Source organism: Sandaracinus amylolyticus (assembly GCF_021631985.1).
Taxonomy (GTDB): Bacteria; Myxococcota_A; Polyangia; order Polyangiales; family Sandaracinaceae; genus Sandaracinus; species Sandaracinus amylolyticus_A.
On the sequence record NZ_CP070225.1, the window covers coordinates 7,013,454 to 7,030,498 of the forward strand.

Annotated in this window: 18 protein-coding genes; 7 read left to right on the top strand and 11 right to left on the bottom strand. The window is 71.8% G+C overall.

The window, feature by feature from the left end; translation table 11 throughout:
* Positions 1 to 49: 49 nt before the first annotated feature.
* Together I5071_RS29675 and I5071_RS29680 are read right to left on the bottom strand one after the other, a co-directional pair.
* Positions 50 to 1,522, bottom strand: a complete 1,473-nt coding sequence (locus tag I5071_RS29675) for a hypothetical protein (protein WP_236516622.1) — start codon at positions 1,520 to 1,522, stop codon at positions 50 to 52.
* Between the two features lie 99 nt (positions 1,523 to 1,621).
* The gene (locus tag I5071_RS29680) at positions 1,622 to 1,801 is read right to left on the bottom strand and encodes a hypothetical protein (RefSeq protein WP_236516623.1); all 180 of its coding nucleotides are present in this window, start codon (positions 1,799 to 1,801) and stop codon (positions 1,622 to 1,624) included.
* Positions 1,802 to 1,880: 79 nt separating this feature from the next.
* Here I5071_RS29680 and I5071_RS29685 point away from each other — a divergent pair, with 79 nt between their 5' ends.
* The 3 genes from I5071_RS29685 to I5071_RS46875 all read left to right on the top strand — a co-directional run bounded on the left by I5071_RS29685 (position 1,881) and on the right by I5071_RS46875 (position 4,095).
* On the top strand, positions 1,881 to 2,996 hold the full coding sequence (locus I5071_RS29685; protein ID WP_419249671.1) for a tryptophan 2,3-dioxygenase family protein: 1,116 nt from the start codon (positions 1,881 to 1,883) through the stop codon (positions 2,994 to 2,996).
* Between the two features lie 100 nt (positions 2,997 to 3,096).
* The gene (locus I5071_RS46870) at positions 3,097 to 3,693 is read left to right on the top strand and encodes a hypothetical protein (protein ID WP_329611086.1); all 597 of its coding nucleotides are present in this window, start codon (positions 3,097 to 3,099) and stop codon (positions 3,691 to 3,693) included.
* Positions 3,694 to 3,759: 66 nt separating this feature from the next.
* Positions 3,760 to 4,095 (top strand): hypothetical protein, encoded by a 336-nt coding sequence (locus I5071_RS46875; protein WP_329611087.1) that lies wholly within the window; start codon positions 3,760 to 3,762, stop codon positions 4,093 to 4,095.
* Positions 4,096 to 4,199: 104 nt separating this feature from the next.
* Here I5071_RS46875 and I5071_RS29695 read toward each other — a convergent pair whose 3' ends face one another.
* Positions 4,200 to 5,297 (bottom strand): trypsin-like serine peptidase, encoded by a 1,098-nt coding sequence (locus tag I5071_RS29695; RefSeq protein WP_236516626.1) that lies wholly within the window; start codon positions 5,295 to 5,297, stop codon positions 4,200 to 4,202.
* Positions 5,298 to 5,785: 488 nt separating this feature from the next.
* Between I5071_RS29695 and I5071_RS29700 the strand changes: the two genes are divergently transcribed.
* A complete protein-coding gene (locus tag I5071_RS29700; RefSeq protein ID WP_236516627.1) occupies positions 5,786 to 6,166 on the top strand; it encodes a hypothetical protein in 381 nt (126 codons plus the stop codon).
* On the opposite strand, the gene I5071_RS29705 is transcribed toward I5071_RS29700, so the two are convergent.
* On the bottom strand, positions 6,167 to 7,255 hold the full coding sequence (locus I5071_RS29705; protein WP_236516628.1) for an NADH:flavin oxidoreductase: 1,089 nt from the start codon (positions 7,253 to 7,255) through the stop codon (positions 6,167 to 6,169). It abuts the gene before it with no gap.
* A 53-nt stretch (positions 7,256 to 7,308) separates the two neighbouring features.
* On the opposite strand from I5071_RS29705, the gene I5071_RS29710 reads away from it, so the two are divergent.
* Positions 7,309 to 7,785, top strand: a complete 477-nt coding sequence (locus I5071_RS29710; protein WP_236516629.1) for a hypothetical protein — start codon at positions 7,309 to 7,311, stop codon at positions 7,783 to 7,785.
* On the opposite strand, the gene I5071_RS29715 is transcribed toward I5071_RS29710, so the two are convergent.
* Positions 7,786 to 8,844 (bottom strand): NAD-dependent epimerase/dehydratase family protein, encoded by a 1,059-nt coding sequence (locus tag I5071_RS29715; RefSeq protein ID WP_236516630.1) that lies wholly within the window; start codon positions 8,842 to 8,844, stop codon positions 7,786 to 7,788.
* Between the two features lie 93 nt (positions 8,845 to 8,937).
* Here I5071_RS29715 and I5071_RS29720 point away from each other — a divergent pair, with 93 nt between their 5' ends.
* Positions 8,938 to 10,071: a MopE-related protein gene (locus tag I5071_RS29720; RefSeq protein ID WP_236516631.1), complete on the top strand. Its 1,134-nt coding sequence runs from the start codon at positions 8,938 to 8,940 to the stop codon at positions 10,069 to 10,071.
* Positions 10,072 to 10,289: 218 nt separating this feature from the next.
* Here I5071_RS29720 and I5071_RS29725 read toward each other — a convergent pair whose 3' ends face one another.
* Genes I5071_RS29725 through I5071_RS29735 form a run of 3 tightly spaced genes read right to left on the bottom strand, consistent with a single transcriptional unit; the run spans position 10,290 to position 14,116 of the window.
* Entirely contained in the window at positions 10,290 to 11,270 is a 981-nt protein-coding gene (locus tag I5071_RS29725) for a serine/threonine-protein kinase (protein WP_236516632.1), read from the bottom strand.
* Positions 11,271 to 11,285: 15 nt separating this feature from the next.
* Entirely contained in the window at positions 11,286 to 13,205 is a 1,920-nt protein-coding gene (locus I5071_RS29730; RefSeq protein WP_236516633.1) for an alpha/beta hydrolase family protein, read from the bottom strand.
* A gap of 11 nt (positions 13,206 to 13,216) precedes the next feature.
* Positions 13,217 to 14,116, bottom strand: coding sequence for a tetratricopeptide repeat protein (locus I5071_RS29735; protein WP_236516634.1), 900 nt, complete (start codon positions 14,114 to 14,116; stop codon positions 13,217 to 13,219).
* 70 nt (positions 14,117 to 14,186) lie between these two features.
* Here I5071_RS29735 and I5071_RS29740 point away from each other — a divergent pair, with 70 nt between their 5' ends.
* The gene (locus I5071_RS29740; RefSeq protein WP_236516635.1) at positions 14,187 to 15,068 is read left to right on the top strand and encodes an aminoglycoside phosphotransferase family protein; all 882 of its coding nucleotides are present in this window, start codon (positions 14,187 to 14,189) and stop codon (positions 15,066 to 15,068) included.
* 2 nt (positions 15,069 to 15,070) lie between these two features.
* On the opposite strand, the gene I5071_RS29745 is transcribed toward I5071_RS29740, so the two are convergent.
* From I5071_RS29745 to I5071_RS29755, 3 genes are all read right to left on the bottom strand, one after another.
* Positions 15,071 to 15,886, bottom strand: coding sequence for a phosphate/phosphite/phosphonate ABC transporter substrate-binding protein (locus I5071_RS29745; protein WP_236516636.1), 816 nt, complete (start codon positions 15,884 to 15,886; stop codon positions 15,071 to 15,073).
* Between the two features lie 9 nt (positions 15,887 to 15,895).
* A complete protein-coding gene (locus I5071_RS29750; protein WP_236516637.1) occupies positions 15,896 to 16,507 on the bottom strand; it encodes a hypothetical protein in 612 nt (203 codons plus the stop codon).
* A 133-nt stretch (positions 16,508 to 16,640) separates the two neighbouring features.
* Positions 16,641 to 17,036, bottom strand: coding sequence for a hypothetical protein (locus I5071_RS29755; RefSeq protein WP_236516638.1), 396 nt, complete (start codon positions 17,034 to 17,036; stop codon positions 16,641 to 16,643).
* Between the last annotated feature and the right edge of the window lie 9 nt (positions 17,037 to 17,045).

Below are 17,045 nucleotides of genomic sequence, written 5' to 3' on the forward strand. Positions count from 1 at the left end.
GCTCGATTGAACAGGATGGTACAGGGACAACCGCAGGTGTGGCGTGCCTTCAGCGCACCCGCAGCACGAGCGTGTCGCGTGCCGCGATCGCGCGGAACGCCACGTCGACGAGATCACGCGCGGGCACGTCGGGACGCGCGCGCACCACGACGCGCTGGTGCGGGAGGCGCGCGATCAGCGAGTCGAGATGCGCGAGGTTGATCCCGGCCGGTCGGCGCACCTCGGGCATGCGGAGGGTGATCCGCCGCTCGCGACGCGTGAGCGCATACGTGCCGGAGTCGATGTTCACCAGGAGATCGCGACGCGAGACCTCGCGGTCGTGCATCACGATCGTGACGGGCGCGCCTCGCAACGTTCCATCGGCGCTGCGTCGCACGAGCGCGATCGGACCGCGCGCGATCTCCGCGACCGAGACGAGCACGCGCGCGAGCACGTCGGCGCGCACCCGGGGCGCGACCGCGACGGCGACGGTTCGTCGCTCGGGCGCGTGCGCGCCGACCGCGCGCGCCACCTCGACGATCGCGGCCGGCGGACCGCCGAAGTGCCAGGGCAGGCGCACCGAGTCGCTCTCCGGCAGCACGGTCCCTGCGTCCGCCGGGAACACGATCTCGCCGTCACGCACGCGGACCGGCGGCATCGACGCGACGCGCACCTCGCGACGGCGCACGAGCACGATCACCGACGCGCGCACCGGCTCGCCGTCTTCTCCCGCGACGAGATCACGATCGCGCTCGAGGCGCGGGATCGGCGCGAGCGTGGTGGTCTCGAGGCGCGCCGTCGCGAGCGCGACGCGATCCTGCAGCGCACGAGAGAGGGGATCGCCGGCGCGCGCGCGCTCGCCGATGCGCTTCAGTGCACGGCTGACCTCGAGCATCGACGCGAGCTCTCGGCGCGACGAGGGCGCGAGCGAGGTCCAGGGCGCGGCGCAGGGCGCGCTCGGCGTGGCGCTCGCACAGGGATCGGGCGCGAACGCCGGAAGCTGCGCGGGATCGCCCGAGATGCCGAGCGCCTCGGTCGCAGCCGCGACGAGCAGGAGATCGCGGCGCGAGCCCTGGTAGCGCGACCAGTCGATGGTGTGATCGCCGCGTGCGATCGCCGCGCGCAGGTCGAGCGCGGAGAGCGCTTCGCGCGCGGGATCTCGATAGGCGACGCTCGAGACGACGGCACCGAGCTCGCTCCGGAGGTGCGCGTCGAGCTCGGGCTCGGCGACGCCGAGCGTCTCTGCCACGCGCGTCACGGGGATCGCGCGCTCGGCGCCGAGCTGGCTCGCGATCAGGAGATCGATCGCGATCGAGGCGCGCAGGTAGCGCGCTTCGAGGCGCGCCTCGGGCGTCGGTGCGCTGCGCGCGGTGCGGGTGAGCTCGCGCAGTGCGCCGAGGGTCTCGGTGCCTTCGCGATCCCACGGCGCGAGCACCGTGCGAACGGAGCGCAGCGCGGTCGCCTGTGCGCTCGTGCGCGATGGAGCGAGCACGAGCGAGCCGAGGAGCACGAGCAACGCGGAGCGGGAGACGATCGTCGACATCGATATCCCACATCGTCCCCTCGCATTTCGCGAAAGGTCCGCGCCGCGTGATGCGCGCGGGCGACTCGGTGTGTCGCGCCTCGCGCGCTGCGCCGCGTGTCATTCGGCGACGATCTCGACCTCGACGAAATCGCTCTCCGGGGTAGGGCGCGGAGCGGGCGCGCGCGCCGGGCGATCGAGCGAATCGCGGTGCTGCCAGTACGTGAAGAGCGCGGCGAGCAGTGCGGCGAGGAGGACCCACCACTTCGTGCTCGCCTGGGACGGAACGCGAACGGCCACGTGGGATCTCTAGCACCGCGCGGGTTGCCTCACGGTGCGCTTGGTGGTGCGCGGGCGCGCGTGGCAGGTGTCGGTCGGCATGACGCGCAAGGCGACGACGTACTGGGACTACATCAAGGTCGAGGAGATCACGTCGCTCCAGGGCGGGCTCGAGGAGAGCGACGCGGGGCTCTCGAACGACGAGGTGCTCTTCATCACCGTGCACCAGATCGACGAGCTCTGGCTGAAGCTCGCGCTGCGCGAGCTGGTGTCCGTGCGTGGGCTGTTCGCGCAGGAGCGCGTGCCGGAGCAGTCGCTCGCGAGCGCGGTGCGCGGTCTTCGTCGGATGGCGCTGCTGTTCCATCACATCGCGCAGCACTTCGCGCTGATGGAGACGATGACGACGCGCGACTATCTCGCGTTCCGCGACAAGCTCTCGCCCGCGAGCGGGTTCCAGTCGGCGCAGCTGCGCGAGATCGAGATCCTGATGGGGTTGCGGGACTCGGAGCGGATCGCGCTGGGGCACGAACATGGGTACATGCAGGCGCTGCGGGCGCCGGATGGGACGGAGTCGGCGGCGTCGCGCCGCGTCGCCGCGCGCCTCACGGACCGACCGACGTTGAGGGAAGCGCTGGATGAATGGCTGTTCCGCACACCGATCCAGGGCAGCACGCCGGACCGCGCGGGCGATGCCGAGACGGTGCGGAGGTTCGTCGAGCAGTACCTCGAGGCGCACGCGGGAGAGGTGCGCCGCGCGCAAGAGCTCGCGATGCACGACGCGCTCACGCCGCACGACGTCGAGCGGCTACGGGCCCGCTACGAGAAGGAGGTCGCGGGAGCGCGCGCGTTCCTCGAGGCGAGCGATGTGCCGGAAGACGAGCGCGCGCGGCGCGCGCGGGTGCGCGCGGCGTTGGTGTTCATCGAGGGCTATCGCGAGCTGCCGCTGTTGGCGTGGCCTCGCGAGGTGATCGACGCGATCGTCGCGATCGAGCAGGCGTTCGTGATCTTCCGACAGCGGCACGCACGCATGGTCGAGCGGGTGATCGGACGTCGTACGGGGACCGGTGGCTCGGCCGGCGTGGACTATCTGGACCAGACGGCGCTGCGGTATCGGATCTTCCACGATGTGTGGGCGGTGCGGACGCTGTTGATCCGCGCGCAGGCGCTGCCGCCGGTGGAGACGCCGGAGGCGTACGCGTTGGGCGTTGGGCAGTAGGATCGGGCGCCGGGCTCAACCACGGTGAGTGGTTTCGGGCCTCGGCGCCGCGGAGTTCGAGGGACGCCACGCGAGGAGCTCAAGCGGCGTCTGCGAGCGCGTGGACCGCAACACGGTGCGTTCGCAACATCGACCACGTTCCCGCTGGGAACGTCACGGCACGATCGCCGGCGCGCCATCGCGCCATCGCGTCGTGATAGGCGCGACGGAATTCACGGAGCTCGCGGATGGCCTCGACGAGCTCCGTCGCTCTTCCTCGGCCGACCGCGAACGTCGGATTTCGCTTTCGGACCGGTTCGTGGGCTCGTGCACGAACGTGCGGCGCGACGGACTGGCAACGACGCGCACCGAGGAACGCGACGCCACGGGCTCTGACTTCGATCCTCGCGTCGCGCTCCTGGCGCTCCACCTCTTGTGCGATCGCGCGTCGCATTTCGTCTGGGCTCCAGCCGCTCGAGATGCTCGGGAACGGGCTGAGCTCGAGCTCGACCGCGTCGGGCCACTGTTCGTTGTGAGGATCGAAGAACATCGGCGGACGACGCGCCTTCAACACGCCACGTCCGATCTCCCGTGGGCGCGTCTGCACTCCGGGCCAATCCTTCGCCTCTCGCACGAGCCCGGCGAGCACTGGATTGGCAATCGCGTAGGCGCTCTTCTGCACGACCGCATCGCGCGTACGAAGCTCGACGATGGATGAAGGCTCGTGATCCCAGACTGCTCCTTCCCATCTCCGGAGCACCTTGGTCCCGAGCGCGACCCAGCGATGCAGATCACGGAGAAAATCGGGAAGAACGCCGGCGACGTCGGTCACGACGAGGTGCTCGTGCGTGCTCATCAGAGTCGCAACGTGGACGAGAACCCCGTGTTTGCGCGCGCACAGCGCGAGCGCGTACACGAAGAGGTTCCGCATCTGCTCGTCGGGCCGAAAGAGATGATGCCGACGCAGCGTGCGGCGGGTGATCAAGACGGTGGATCCTGGGCGAACGATGCGTGGCTGTGTCATGCGCGCGCATCGAGCAATCGCCGGACCGGTCGGGGCGCGAGCGAAAGGCTCGGGGTGATGGATGAGAAGTGGCGGAGGCTGGCGGCGGGCGTCTGACGGCCGTCAGGTCGTCGAGTCGAAAGCTCAACGTCGGTCGGTTCGCTCTCCGGGCGCTCCGGCATCCAGCACCGCTGCGCTCATCCGGCCCAACCACGGACGGGCTATCGCTCGGACTCCTCGGCCCGGCACGCCGGCACGTACGCCCGACCACGCGGGCGAAACGCACGCGGCCCCCGCACACGGACCCGGATCACGGCGCTCTCGCGCACCTCATCGAGGCGCCCCCTGACGTCCATCCACACCCACGCGACCCGTTCCGTGATCGGCACCATCCGCAGATCGACCCCGAACACGAAGGCCGACGCCTGCCACGCGGGTACCTGCACGCGTAGGCGAAACCGACCGCGCGAGTCGATGCGGCCAGTGCGCTCGAGCTCCGCCACGTCGAGGCATCCGGGCACGGGGAGCGCCCACGTTCGATCGCCGCGAACTCGACTATCGAGGTCCCAACCGAACAACTCGCGCCCTGCGACCTCCGTCCTCTCCCACTCGAGGAGTCGCTCGGCGAGGGCCTCGCGCTGGACGTCGATCGCAGCATCGCGGGCCTCCGCCGACGAAACCAGGCCGTGATCCGGCGCGCGACTCCAGGCCGCACACACCGTCGGCGCCTCGCCGGGCCCAACGTCGGTCGGCAGGCATGCGAGCGACGAGAGCGTCCCCACGAACGGCGCCGGCCCCGTCAACCACGGTGCGAGCAGCACCGCGACGCCGGGTGGCGCCAGCCCCGTGCTCACGACCGCGACCACGTGCCCCGCGTCGTCCAGCATCGGCGCCCCCGAGTTTCCGGGCAGGATCGTACACCCCGCGATCCGCGCGATCGCCGACGGGACGATTCGATCCGCACTCAGCGCTTGCGGCATGACCAGGCAGCGCTCGCGCCGCACGAACACCGTCCCATCCGAATGCGGTGATGCCCGGACGACCTCGAGTCGCCCGTCCGCGACCGGCGGCACGCGCGAGAGGGTGAGGTACGGGGCGTCGATCACCTCATGCAGCCGCAGCACGGCGTGGTCGGCGCCGACCTCGCGTCCCTCGTGAAGCAGGACGGCGGTCACAGCGCGCCAGTCGAGCGTCACCGCGTGCTCGTCGGGCAAGAAGAAGTGCATCGACGCAGCCGCTCCGGGCGCCCCGCTCGGGACGCAATGCGCGGCGGTGACGATCCGATCGCGCGCGATCAGCGTCGCGGTGCAGAACCCCACGTGTCCCGTCGCCGAGTACGAGAGGAGCGCACCGACCCCGTGCGGACAGGTCCCGTCCTCGCACTCGAAGCGCGGCCACGCCGCTTCCGGGGGTGGCTGCGGTGCGAGGCGGAATTGGGCCTGCGCCGCGTTCGGCGCGAAGGCGACCACGACGATCGCGAGCACGAGGGAGCGTCGATGCACCGCCACCTCCCACGGAAACCGGTCGTACTCCGACATCGTGCACGAGAGCGGGTTCCGTGGACACCGGGCGGCAGCTCAACGTGGGACGGGATCGCCGCGACCCTAGCCGGGGACAGCCCCAGGCTCACGCAGAGTCAACCACGGTCGGTGCGCGGGTCTCATCAACGCTCGGCACACGACTCCCGGGTCAACCACGGTCGGCCCACACCCCCCGCGCGCCGCCTCGCACACGCGAGGCGAGCGCGCGCCATCCGCGCGCGGACGTAGCATCCAAATTTCTCACGACGCCGCTCAGGGCACGTCGCATGCACATGACCCCCGACATGACCGGGTGGGGCATCGACCGTAGCAACACGATCGAGCGTGCACGCATCGAAGCGCGCGCTCGCAGGATGGGCACCGCGGTGCGCAGTGCGTACGACGCGTTCGATCGCTGTGCGCGCTCCGGCCGCGGCGAGCTCGAGCGCGCGTGGCACGAGCTCGACGACCGCGTGCAGGACCTCGCGATCATCACCGCGCTCCTTCCCGCGCACCACGTCGTGCGCCTCGCAGCGGAGCACGTCCGCATCGCGCACGCGCGCTGGACCGAAGATCCCGACGCCGAGCGCCTTCCGATCGCGCTCGCCCTCGCGCTCCTCGATCGCGCGCTCAGCGAGACCGATCGCGGCCTCGATCACGCCGCCTGATCACGCGACGAATCCCTTCCAGTTGCGCATGTAGCGCACGAATCCCTCGCTCAGCGCGCGCGCCCGCAGCTCGTCCTCGGTGACCGGCGGCGTCCTCAGCTCGCCCTGCTCGAGCCCGTGCACGATGCGCGGCCACTCCGGGTTCGCGATCGCCGATCGCCCGAGCGCGATCGCGTCCGCACCCTTCGCGAGCTGCGCCTCGCCCTCCTCGCGCGTCCAGATCTGCCCCGCGACGACGATCTTCACGCGCTCGCCGAGCGCCTCGCGGAAGAGCGTCGTCGGGTGCGACTCCGGACGCTTCTTCGTGCTCAGCGCCGACCTCCACAGGGACAGGTGCAGCACCTCCATCCCGTCCGCCGCGAGCCACCGCGCGACCTCGATCGTCTCGTCGAGGTCGATGCCCTTCGCCTGCCCGAAATCCTCGGGCGAAAGACGCACCGCGAGCGCCAACCCCGGTGCCGCCGCGCGCACCGCCCGCAGCACCTCGCGGATCAACCGCGCACGATTCTCGAGCGGCCCGCCCCAGCGATCCTCACGCCGGTTGTAGACGCTGCTGAGGAACTGAGAGAGCAGATATCCGTGCGCGCCGTGCAGCTCGACCGCGTCGAAGCCCGCCTCCGCACATCGCCGCGCCGCGCTCGCGAAGTCCTCGATCACCCGCGCGATGTCCTCCTCGGTCCCCGCGCGCGGCGTCACCGTCCCGGGCTCTTCGTGCGCGCTCGCGCTCCACGTCGGAAGCCCACTCACCGACGGAGTCGCGCGCAGCCCTCCGTGGAACAGCTGCACGCTCGCGACCGCGCCCGCGTTCTTGATGCGCGCCGCGAGCCGCCGCAGCCCCGGCAACATCGCATCGTCGTGCACGCCGAGCTCACCCGGCCACGCCTTGCCGTCCTGCGACACGTGCGCGGCGCACGTCTCGATCAGCCCGAACCCACCTTCGGCCCGACGCGCCAGGAACGCGAGCTCGTCGTCCGAGAGCGTCCCGTCCGGATGGCTCTGCATGTTCGTGAGCGGCGCGAGCCACACGCGGTTCGGCGCGACGACACCCGGACGGAGCACCACGGGAGAGAGCAGCGGGAGATTCGACATCGCGCGGAGGGTACCCCGCTGCAAGACGCCCTGCCGCGCCTACATCGTCGTCCGTGCCCAGCGCCACCGAGCTGATCGAGTCCGACGAGAGCGTCTCGTTCGGCACCTGCGGCCCGATCGTGGTCATGGTGTGGACCGGCATCGCGACGCGCGAGCGTCTCGAGCGCGCCGCCGAGCTCGTCGTCATGCACGCCGCGCGCGGCGGCCCCGTCGGCATCCTCAGCGTCGTCGAGCACGGCGCGCCGATCCCGCCGCCCGAGGTCGTCGCGCTCGCGACCGATCGCATCCTCGCCGGCGCGCCCGAGCTCGCGGGCTCCGCGTTCGTCATCGAGGGCGGCGGCGAGTGGGCGATGAGCGCCCTCGACGTCGCGTCCACCGCGCATCGACGCCACCACGACGTGCTCGTCCGCAAGTACTGCCACGACACCCGCGAGGCGAGCGCATGGCTCACGGCACGCTGCGGCGGGGCACCGACGCGCGCCGAGCTGATCGCCGCGGTCGAGCTCGTTCGCGCCGCGCTCCTCCGCTGATCACGCCTCGAGGCGCACGTCGCGGACCCACTCGATCGTGCGGCGCAGCCCCTCGCTCGGCGCGACGTGCGGCCGATACCCGAGCTCGCGCTCGGCGCGCGCCGTCGAGAAGAAGAAGTCCTCGCAGATGACGTGCACGTGGAAGCGATGGAACGGCACGTCTGCGCCGGTGAGCCGGTGCACGCCCTCGAGCAGGCGCGCCGCGAGCGCGGTGCGCCGCCGACCGAGCCAGCGACGCGGCATGCGGATGCCCTTCGCCTCCGCGTACGGCCGCAGGAACTCGAAGTAGTTCGGCGCGTTCCCCTCGCCGACGAAGTACGCGCGCCCGCCCACCGCATCGCGCGTCGCAGGATCGTGCAGCTTCGCCGCCGCGAGCAGATGCGCGTGCACCACGTTGTCGACGTAGACCACGTCGAAGCGCGCCCGCCCGTCGCCGAGCAGCACCGGCACCGAGCCCGACGCGAACGCCCGCAGGCTCGTCACGATCGCGTGGGGATCGTTCGGTCCGTACACGTGCACCGGGCGCACCGCGCACGTGCGCAGACCGTCTCGACGATCCGCTCCGAGCACGATGCGCTCGCCCTCGATCTTCGTCCGCACGTAGTCGTGCAGCGGCGTCTCGGGATACGGCAACGACTCGTCGCCGTGCGCGATCGGCGTCTCGCGCAGCACGACGTCCTCGGTGCTCGTGTACACGAGGAACGGCACGCCGAGCTCGCGGCACACCTCGACGACGTTGCGCGCGCCCTCGACGTTCACCGCGTCGATCCTCGGGTTCTTCTTCAGCCCGACGTCGACCAGCGACGCGAGGTGGAAGACCGTGTGCGCGCCACGCAGCACCTCGCGCAACGCATCGCGCGATCGCACGTCGACGATCGACGAGGTCACCTTCGTCCCGAGCGCGAGCTCGGTGCGCCACGGCGAGAGGTCGACGACGTGCACCGAGTCGAAGCGCGGCCACGCCGAAGGGCGCTCCACGCTTGGCTCGCCCGCGAGCATCTCGACGAGGCGACGCCCCACGAATCCACTGCCCCCGATCACGACGGCGCTGCGGCTCATGCGCCGCTCGTACCACGACTCGCACGTGTCGTGCCGTGCTCCGTGCACGCCTGCCGCGTATGCTCGACGGGCAACCCCGGTGAGGAGAGCCGCATGCGTCCATTCCTCGACCGCGCCGCATCCGTCCTCGTCGCGCTCACGCTGCTGATCACCGCGACCGCGTGCAGCATCCTCGTCGACCCCGACGAAGGCAGGCTGGGCCAGCAATCGGGCGTCGACGGAGGACCGCCACCCGACGCGTTCCCGGGCGTGCCGTGCGATCTGGAGTGCGACGACGGCATCGTGTGCACGGTCGATCGCTGCCTCGACGGCGCATGCGTGCACCAGCGCGACGACGGCGCATGCGGCGGCCCGGGTGACGCGTGCGTCGGCATCCGGACGTGCGATCCCCCGCGCTCCGCGAACGACAGCGGCTGCGTCTTCGGCGCACCCATCGAGTGCGACGACGGTGTCCCGTGCACCGACGACGAGTGCGATCCCGAGAGCGGCACCTGCCGCTTCGTGCCCGACCACGGCGCGTGCGACGACGGCATCGACTGCACGCTCGACCTCTGCGATCCGTCGCGCGACGACAACGGGTGCACGCACGCCGCGGACGACGCGATCTGCGACGATGGCTTCTGTCGCTCCGGCGGTCGGTGTGACCCCGCGCGCGGCTGCACCGGAGGCACGGCGCGCGACTGCAGCGACACCTCGCGCTGCACGACCGATCGCTGCGACGAGGTCCTGGCGATGTGCGTGCGCACCGTCGTCGACGCCGACGGTGACGGCTTCACCGCGCAGCGCGTGCTCGGCGAGTCGTGCATCGACGGGACCGACTGCGACGACGCGCGCGCCGCGGTGCACCCCGGCGCGACCGAGGTCTGCAGCAACGCGATCGACGACGACTGCGACGGCGCACCCGACGACGGCTGCGGCGGGTGCCGTCCGATCGCGGGCGCGTGCCCGAGCGGCTGGACGTACTCGAACGACGGGCGCGATCACACGTGCTCGGTGTCGTTCACCCCGCCCTTCGGCGTGCGCGAGTACTGTCGCTACTCCGAAGAAGGCGTGCTCGGCTTCTATTGGATGCTCGCGGTGCCCTACAACTGCCCGTCGGGCGCGCGGTACGCGCCGAACGCGGCCACCGGCTACTGCTTGTGGGAAGGCCTCACGCTCCCCGCGGGCGCGACGATCGACTGCACCTCGGTGGGCTCGGGGCGCATGTCGTTCCGCTGGCCCTGCTGAGCCCGACGCGCTCGAGCGCGGGCGTCGCCAGACGCCGAAAAAGCTCAACCACGGTCGGTCCGGCACTGGCGTGCAGCGTCGCGCCGTACCGCGAAATGATTGAGGAAAACCTCAACCACGGTCGGTCCCGCACCGGCCGTTCCTCGGGACACCCCTCCCCGTCCGGTAGCGCCGACCCTCCGACCACTCGCGTCGCGCTCGTGGTCCTCGCGCGCCGCTCACTCGTCCCAGTCGAGCGCGTCGACGCGCGCACCGCCGACGTGCAGCGCCGCCGCCATCGCGCGCGCATCGGGCCAGCGATCCGCGGGGTCGGTCGCGAGCGCACGATCGATCGTGTCGACGAACGCCGGTCCGATCTCGGGGCGCAGCGCAGCGAGCGAGGGCGCATCGGTCTCGGTCACGCGCGTCATCAACGTGCCGAGGTCGTCGGCGTCGAACGGAGGCACGCCCACCGTCGCGGTGAAGAGCACCGCCGCCGCAGCCCACACGTCGGAGCGCGCGTCGAGCGGCAGGCCCGCCCACTGCTCCGGGCTCATGTAGTGCGGCGTCCCGATCTTCACGCCGTCGTGGGTGCGATGCACCGGTGACGACGCACGCGCCTCGGTGCTCTTCGCGACGCCGAAGTCGAGCAGCTTCACGCGCAGAGAGCCGAGCTCGTCGCGCGCGAGGAACACGTTCTCCGGCTTCACGTCGCGGTGGATGATCCCGCGCGCGTGCGCCGCGGCGAGCGTCGCGAGGAGCTGATGCCCGATCTCCACCACCAGCGCGGCGTCGAGCGGACCGCGCTCGATCGCGGTCGCGAGATCTTCACCCTCGAGCAGCTCGATCGCGATGTACCAGCGCCCGCCCTCGTCCTGTCCCGCGCCCATCACGCGCACCACCCCGGGGTGCGCGATCTCCCGCATGATCTCGGCCTCGTGCAGCAGGCGCGCGACGTGATCGCGATCGTGCGCGAGCCGATCGTGCAGCACCTTCACCGCGACCGCGTCGCCGGTGTGCTGATCGACGCCGCCGAACACCGCCGCGTGCGCGCCCGATCCGAGCAGGCGCTCGACGCGATATCGACCCGCGACGATCGCGCCGATGCGCTCGCCGCTCGGCGGCGCCTCGAGCGCGCCGGTGGGCACCGCGTCGACCATCGTGTCGCGCGACGGTGCCTCGCCCATCCACTCGTCGTCTCGCTTCCCCGACGCGGCCACGAGCGAGCGAGCATATCAGCGGAGATGGCGCGCGAGGTACTCGAGGATCACCGCGTACCACTGGCGCACGTTGCGCGGCTTCTGGATCCAGTGGCCCTCGTCGGGGAAGACGAGCAGCTCGCTCTCGACGCCATGCGCCTGCAGCGACTCGAAGAGCGCGAGCGCTTCCCCGATCGGCACGCGGTAGTCCTTCTCGCCGTGCACGACCAACGTCGGCGTGCGCCATTCGCCGATCCCCGCGTGCGGCGAGTGACGCTCCACGTCGCCCTGCCACGGCGTCGCGCCCATCATCGCGCCGAACGTCGCCGGATGATCGCACGTGCCGTAGAACGCGCGCAGATCGAAGAGCCCGGCGTGCGTGACCAGCGCGCGGAAGCGATCGGTGCGACCCGCGATCCACGACGTCATGTACCCGCCGAACGAGCCGCCCATCGCCGCGATGCGCGACGCGTCCACGTCGTCGCGCGCGGCGAGCGCATCGGTCACTCGCATCAGATCGTCGAAGCAGCGCCCGCCCCAGTCGCCCCACACGCCCGCGACGAACGCGTGCCCGTGCCCGGTCGATCCGCGCGGATTCGGCAGCGCGACGGCATAGCCCGCCGACGCCGCGACGAGCGGGTTCCATCGCCAGTGCCATCCGTCGGCCCACTGGCTGATCGGACCGCCGTGGATCCACAGCAGCGTCGGGTGCGGTCCTTCGCCGCGCGGGAGCACGAGCATCGTGCGCACCTGCGCGCCGTCGGCGCCCTGCACCTCGAACGTCTCGACGCGCACACCTTCGATGCACGACGCATCGAAGCCGCTCGGATCGGCGAGCGCCGCGCCCCCGACGATCACGGCGCGCGGCGGCGCGAAGAGCGTGCTCTGGATCGCGACGAGGCGTGCACCGCTCCGACGCACACACGAGAAGCTGCCGCGCTCCGCGAGGACGACGTGCTCGCCGCGCTCGACGTCGATGCGCGCGACGACCACCCGGCCCTCGTCGTCCGCGGTGCAGACGACCGACTCGCCCTGCGCGTCCCACTGCTCCGGGATCGGCCAGCGATCCCAGCGCGACGCGAGTACGCGCTCGGATCCGCTCGCGAGATCGATCACCACGAGCGCGCGCTCGTCGCAGCGTCCTTCGCGCCGTCGCTCGCGCTGCGCCGCGACGCGTGTGCCGTCGGGTGAGAGCCGCAGGTGCGAGTACGACGTGCGGTCGAGGACGCCGAGATCGCGCGCACTCCCGCTCTCGACGTCGATCACCCGCACCGCCGCGCTGCGGATGCGATCGACGTCGGCGCGCATCGTGCCGATCACGAGCGTGCGACCGTCGCTCGAGAGATCCCAGTCGACCTCGCGGTGCTCGCGATCGGCACGCGGAGTGACGTCGACGCGCCCGCCTCCGTTCGTGTCGTAGCGGACGAGGTGCGGCGCCGCGGCCGGCACCCACGCGTCCCAGTGCCGCACCGGCAGCGCGCGATAGCGCAGCCCACGCGGGCCCACTTCCTCGATCTCGCGCGCATGCGCGCGCTGCGCGTCGTGCGGCACGTCGGGCCACACCGGCGCGCGCACGATCATCACGTCGGCGTGCTGCGCGACGAGGAAGTCGTCCACGCCGAGCGGCTCGTCGGTCACGCGCTGCGGCTCGCCGTGCGGCGGCAGCATCCACACCTGCGCGCGCTGATCATCGCCGGGCTCCGGCGCCTTTCCGACGGGACGATTCGACAGGAAGAGCAGCGCGCCGTCGTGCCGGAAGCGCGGCGCGCGATCGTTCGACGGACCGTGGGTGAGGCGCGTCGCAGGACGTCCGTCGAGCGGGATGCGCCAGAGATCGTGCACGTACTTCGATGCGCGCTCGTCGGGCCGCGCGATCGCCGCCGCGAGCCAGGTGCCGTCGGGGCTGGGCGCGATCTCGGCGAGCCGTCCCAGCGTCGTCAGCGTCTCGACGTCCACGCTCTCCTCCTTCAGGGCGCGCGACCCGAGGCGATCAGCACGTCGCGATGGAGCGCCTCGGACTCGACGAGCCACGGATGATCGGGCGGGAGCGCCCCGCGTCGCAACTGCAGCGCGCGCTCGATCGGCGCGAGGGCGTCGGCGGGACGGCCGAGGTCCATCTGCGCGATCGCGATGTTGTGCAGCACGATCGCAACGCTCGGATGGGTGGGTCCGAGCGTGCGCTCTCGCGCGACGAGCGCGCGCTGGAAGAACGCGAGCGCGCCCTCGACGTCGCCCTGCGCGCGCCGGATGTTGCCGAGGCTGTTGAGCGCCGCGTCGTACGCCGCGTCGCTGCGCGCATCGAGCGCCTCGAGCACGCGCACGCCCTCCTCGAGCTGCTGCGCGGACTCGGCAGCACGGCCCTGGAATTCCAAGCAGATCCCGAGGTTCACCGCGGCGCGCGCGACCTCCACCGAGAGCGCACCCTCGCGCGCGCGACGCCGCTCCAGCACGTCGCGGAACATCGCTTCGGCCTCGGGATATCGACCCACGTAGTCGAGCGCCGACGCGAGGGCGTGCGTGGTCGCGAGCAACGCCTCCGCGTCGTCGAGCCCGAGCCGGAGCGCGCGCGCCCGCTCGAGCTCGGCGATCGCGTCCTCGAAGCTGCCGAGCGCCGTCAGCACCTCGCCGCGCAGCGATCGCGCCGCGGCCTCGAGCGCGGGATCGCCGCCCGGCGCGAGCTGCGCGACGACTCCGTCGACGACCTGCAGCGCGCGCTCGAAGTCGCCCCCGGCCAGCTCGCGCTGCGACGCCTCGAGCTGCGCCCATCGCGGATCGTCGGGCGCGACGAGCTCGGGCGCCGAGATCGAGGGCGCGGTGCAGCAACCGGCGAGCGCGAGGACGAACGAGAGCGCGACGAAGATCCGCATCGCGCGGTGCGTCGCACGAGCCCACGCTCGTCGCAAGACCGCGCTCCGTGGGTCGGGCATGCTCGCGTGCGTGACCTCTCCGCCCTCGATCGACTCCGTGATGCACGAGACGCGCGCGCTCGTGCGCGAGCTCGGGCTCGAGCACGTCGAGCCCGTCGTGATCGCCGATCGCAGCAACCTCGTGCTGCACCTCGCTCCGCATCCGCTCGTCGCGCGCGTCGCGATGGCGACCTCGATGGTGCGCGTCGGGATGCAGTGGCTGCGTCGCGAGGTCGAGCTCTCGCGCTTCCTCGACGCGCGCGGTGCGTCCGTGACCCGCCCGAGCACGACGATCGACGCCGGTCCCTTCGAGCGCGCGGGCCTCGTGATCAGCGTGTGGGATCTCGAGACGATCACGGCGAACGCGATCGATCCGCAGCGCGCCGGCGCGCGGCTCGCCGAGGCGCATCGCCTGCTCGCTGCGCACGATGCGCCCGCGCTGCCGGAGTGGGGCGGGTGGGACGAAGCGCGCGCGGTGCTCGAGCGCGCCCGCGAGAGCGGCGCGTGGAGCGCGTCGGAGGCACATCGCGTCGCGTCGGCGTGGGAGCGCGCCGAGCGCATCGTCGAGTCGGCGCGCGCGCGCACCGCGTCGTTCCAGCCGGTGCACGGCGACGCGCACCTCGGCAACGTGCTCGCGACGTCGCGCGGCCCGGTGTGGACCGACTGGGAGGACGCGTTCGTCGGACCGATCGAGTGGGACCTCGCGTGCCTGCGCTCCAAGGCCGAGCTCTTCGGCGAGGAGCGCGAGACCATCGACGCGATCACCGCGGCCTACGACGGGCCCTACGATCCCGAGCTCGCGCGCGAGCTCGGCCTGGTGCGCAACCTCCAGGTGATCCCGTGGCTCGCGGTGTTCGCGGAGCGCGACCCCTCGCTGCTGCCGCGGATGCGCGCGCGGATCGCGAAGCTCTGACGTCACGCCTCGTGCACGAGGCGCAGGACCTCGGCGTACTCGGAAGGCGACGCGCGCTCGAAGCCCTCGGCCTCCATCGCGAGCCGCAGCGCCGAAGGCCCGCGACCCGCGGTCGCACCGAAGAGTCGCTCCACGATGTCGTCGGCGCTCTCGCGCTCGAGCGCGTGCGTCACCACGAGCGCGTCGGTCGGCACCTCGCCCGTGACCGCGATCGACTCGAGCATCGGCACGCGACTCTCGGACACGTACGTCGAGATGCCGGCGTGGAGCGCCGAGATCGAGTCGTCCGACACCGCGACCGCGGTGATGTCGGCCTTGCCGTCGAGCACCGCCGCGATCGCCTCGGGCTGCGATCCGAGGAAGACCTCTTCGCGCACCACCGCGTCGTACGAGGCGCGCGTCTTCCGGATGTGCTCGCGCGCGAGCAAGTAGCCGCCGAGCGAGGAGCGATCGACCCACGCTGCGCGCAGGCCGCGCGCGCGCTCGAGATCGACCTTGCCGCGCAGCGCGAGGATCGCGGTGCGGTACGTCGAGCGGCCGCGCCGCGCGAGCTTGAACGTCGCCCACGCGTGCGGCTGGATGCGCGCGCACACCAGCGGTGGAGCCCAGACCAGGTGCGCCTGCTTGCCGACCACCGCGGCCTCGAGGTCCGCGTAGGACTCGGCGAGCTCGAACCGCACGGTCGCGCCGAGCCGGCGCTCGAGATCGCTGCGGGCGAGCTCGCTGCGCGCGAGCGCGGTCGCCGCGCCCATCGCCTTCGCCACGAAGAACCGGATCAGCACCCCGTGGTCTTTGCGGATGCGCGCGGCGAAGTCCATCGCTCGCGCTCAGCAGTCGAGACAGGCCCACTCCACGATGCCGTCGCCCGAGCCGAAGCGCTGCATCGTGTACTTCTCGATGTCGATCAGGAAATCCAGCCCGTTCTGCGTCGCGTTCTCGGTGCAGCAGCCGTCGCAGTCGTCGTCCGAGCACATGTCGTAGACCGTCACGTCGATCTCGCGATCGCCCTGCCGGATGCGTAGCGTCTTGAGCCCGTACTGCGCGAAGTCGCGAGAGTGGATGGCCGCGATGTTGTGCGACATCACCCACTCTTCCGACTGCACGCCGTCGAGCCCGGCGAACATCCCGGCCCAGGTGCAGCCGTTGTAGCGGACGCACTCCTCGCTCCCGGGGTCCGGGTAGGACTCGAAGTTGGTCAGGTTCGCGCGGTGCCACTCGAGCTCGGTGGGCTCGGTGCCGGCGTCGTGCGTCGCGATCGACGCATCGGCTCCGGGCTCCGATGCATCGGCGCGAGGCGACGAGCCGTCGGCGCGCACGCCGCTGTCGAGCACCGCGCCGCCGTCGTGCCCGGGCTCGTCGTCGGGCGGTGGAAGCAGCCTGGCTTCGCAGCCGCCGACGACCAGACACGCAACCGCTGCGAGCACGTGGATGGGCTTCATCGCGAGTCCCTCTCTCTCTCCGCGCCGAGCGTCCTGCTCGGCCGCGAGGTGAGTGGGGCCGCGACGCCGGATCGAGTCACCGAACGAGCTGCGCACCCGGGCAGCCCGCGCGGCGAGTTTCGTCACGGCGCGCTCAGGCCGGGACGACCCTCGGCGAGATCGCGAGCGCCCAGCCGCGCGCCTCGGGGCCCGCGGGGATCAGCACGCGGAGCAGGTAGTACACCGGCAGCGCGACCGGCGCGCCGAACAGGAACGTCATCGCGAAGAGCGCGCGTCCCAGGGGGTCGAGACCTTCGTCCTCCACCAGCAGCGCGCCGTAGATCAGCAGCACGATGAACTGGGTGATGACGTGGCTCGCCAGCAGCACCAGGCCCGCGCCGCTCGACGTGCCCGCGACGAGGAACGTCGCGATCGCGAGCGTGAGCAGGAGACCGGGCGTGAGCGCGAGGACCCCGAGCAGGCCGCGGTCGCGCCGACGATCGAACTGAGGACGAGCAGCGTGGGAGAGCTGGAGTCGTGAGTTCGGCATGGTGTGCTC

Bases quoted from the DNA above. Each gene is read 5' to 3' on its own strand.
- I5071_RS29715 (WP_236516630.1), bottom strand. From the start codon at position 8,844: ATGAGCCGCAGCGCCGTCGTGATCGGGGGCAGTGGATTCGTGGGGCGT.
- I5071_RS29700 (WP_236516627.1), top strand. From the start codon at position 5,786: ATGCACATGACCCCCGACATGACCGGGTGGGGCATCGACCGTAGCAAC.
- I5071_RS29745 (WP_236516636.1), bottom strand. From the start codon at position 15,886: ATGGACTTCGCCGCGCGCATCCGCAAAGACCACGGGGTGCTGATCCGG.
- I5071_RS29705 (WP_236516628.1), bottom strand. From the start codon at position 7,255: ATGTCGAATCTCCCGCTGCTCTCTCCCGTGGTGCTCCGTCCGGGTGTC.
- I5071_RS46875 (WP_329611087.1), top strand. From the start codon at position 3,760: ATGCAGATCACGGAGAAAATCGGGAAGAACGCCGGCGACGTCGGTCAC.
- I5071_RS29685 (WP_419249671.1), top strand. From the start codon at position 1,881: ATGACGCGCAAGGCGACGACGTACTGGGACTACATCAAGGTCGAGGAG.
- I5071_RS29750 (WP_236516637.1), bottom strand. From the start codon at position 16,507: ATGAAGCCCATCCACGTGCTCGCAGCGGTTGCGTGTCTGGTCGTCGGC.
- I5071_RS29735 (WP_236516634.1), bottom strand. From the start codon at position 14,116: ATGCGGATCTTCGTCGCGCTCTCGTTCGTCCTCGCGCTCGCCGGTTGC.
- I5071_RS29720 (WP_236516631.1), top strand. From the start codon at position 8,938: ATGCGTCCATTCCTCGACCGCGCCGCATCCGTCCTCGTCGCGCTCACG.
- I5071_RS29755 (WP_236516638.1), bottom strand. From the start codon at position 17,036: ATGCCGAACTCACGACTCCAGCTCTCCCACGCTGCTCGTCCTCAGTTC.
- I5071_RS29675 (WP_236516622.1), bottom strand. From the start codon at position 1,522: ATGTCGACGATCGTCTCCCGCTCCGCGTTGCTCGTGCTCCTCGGCTCG.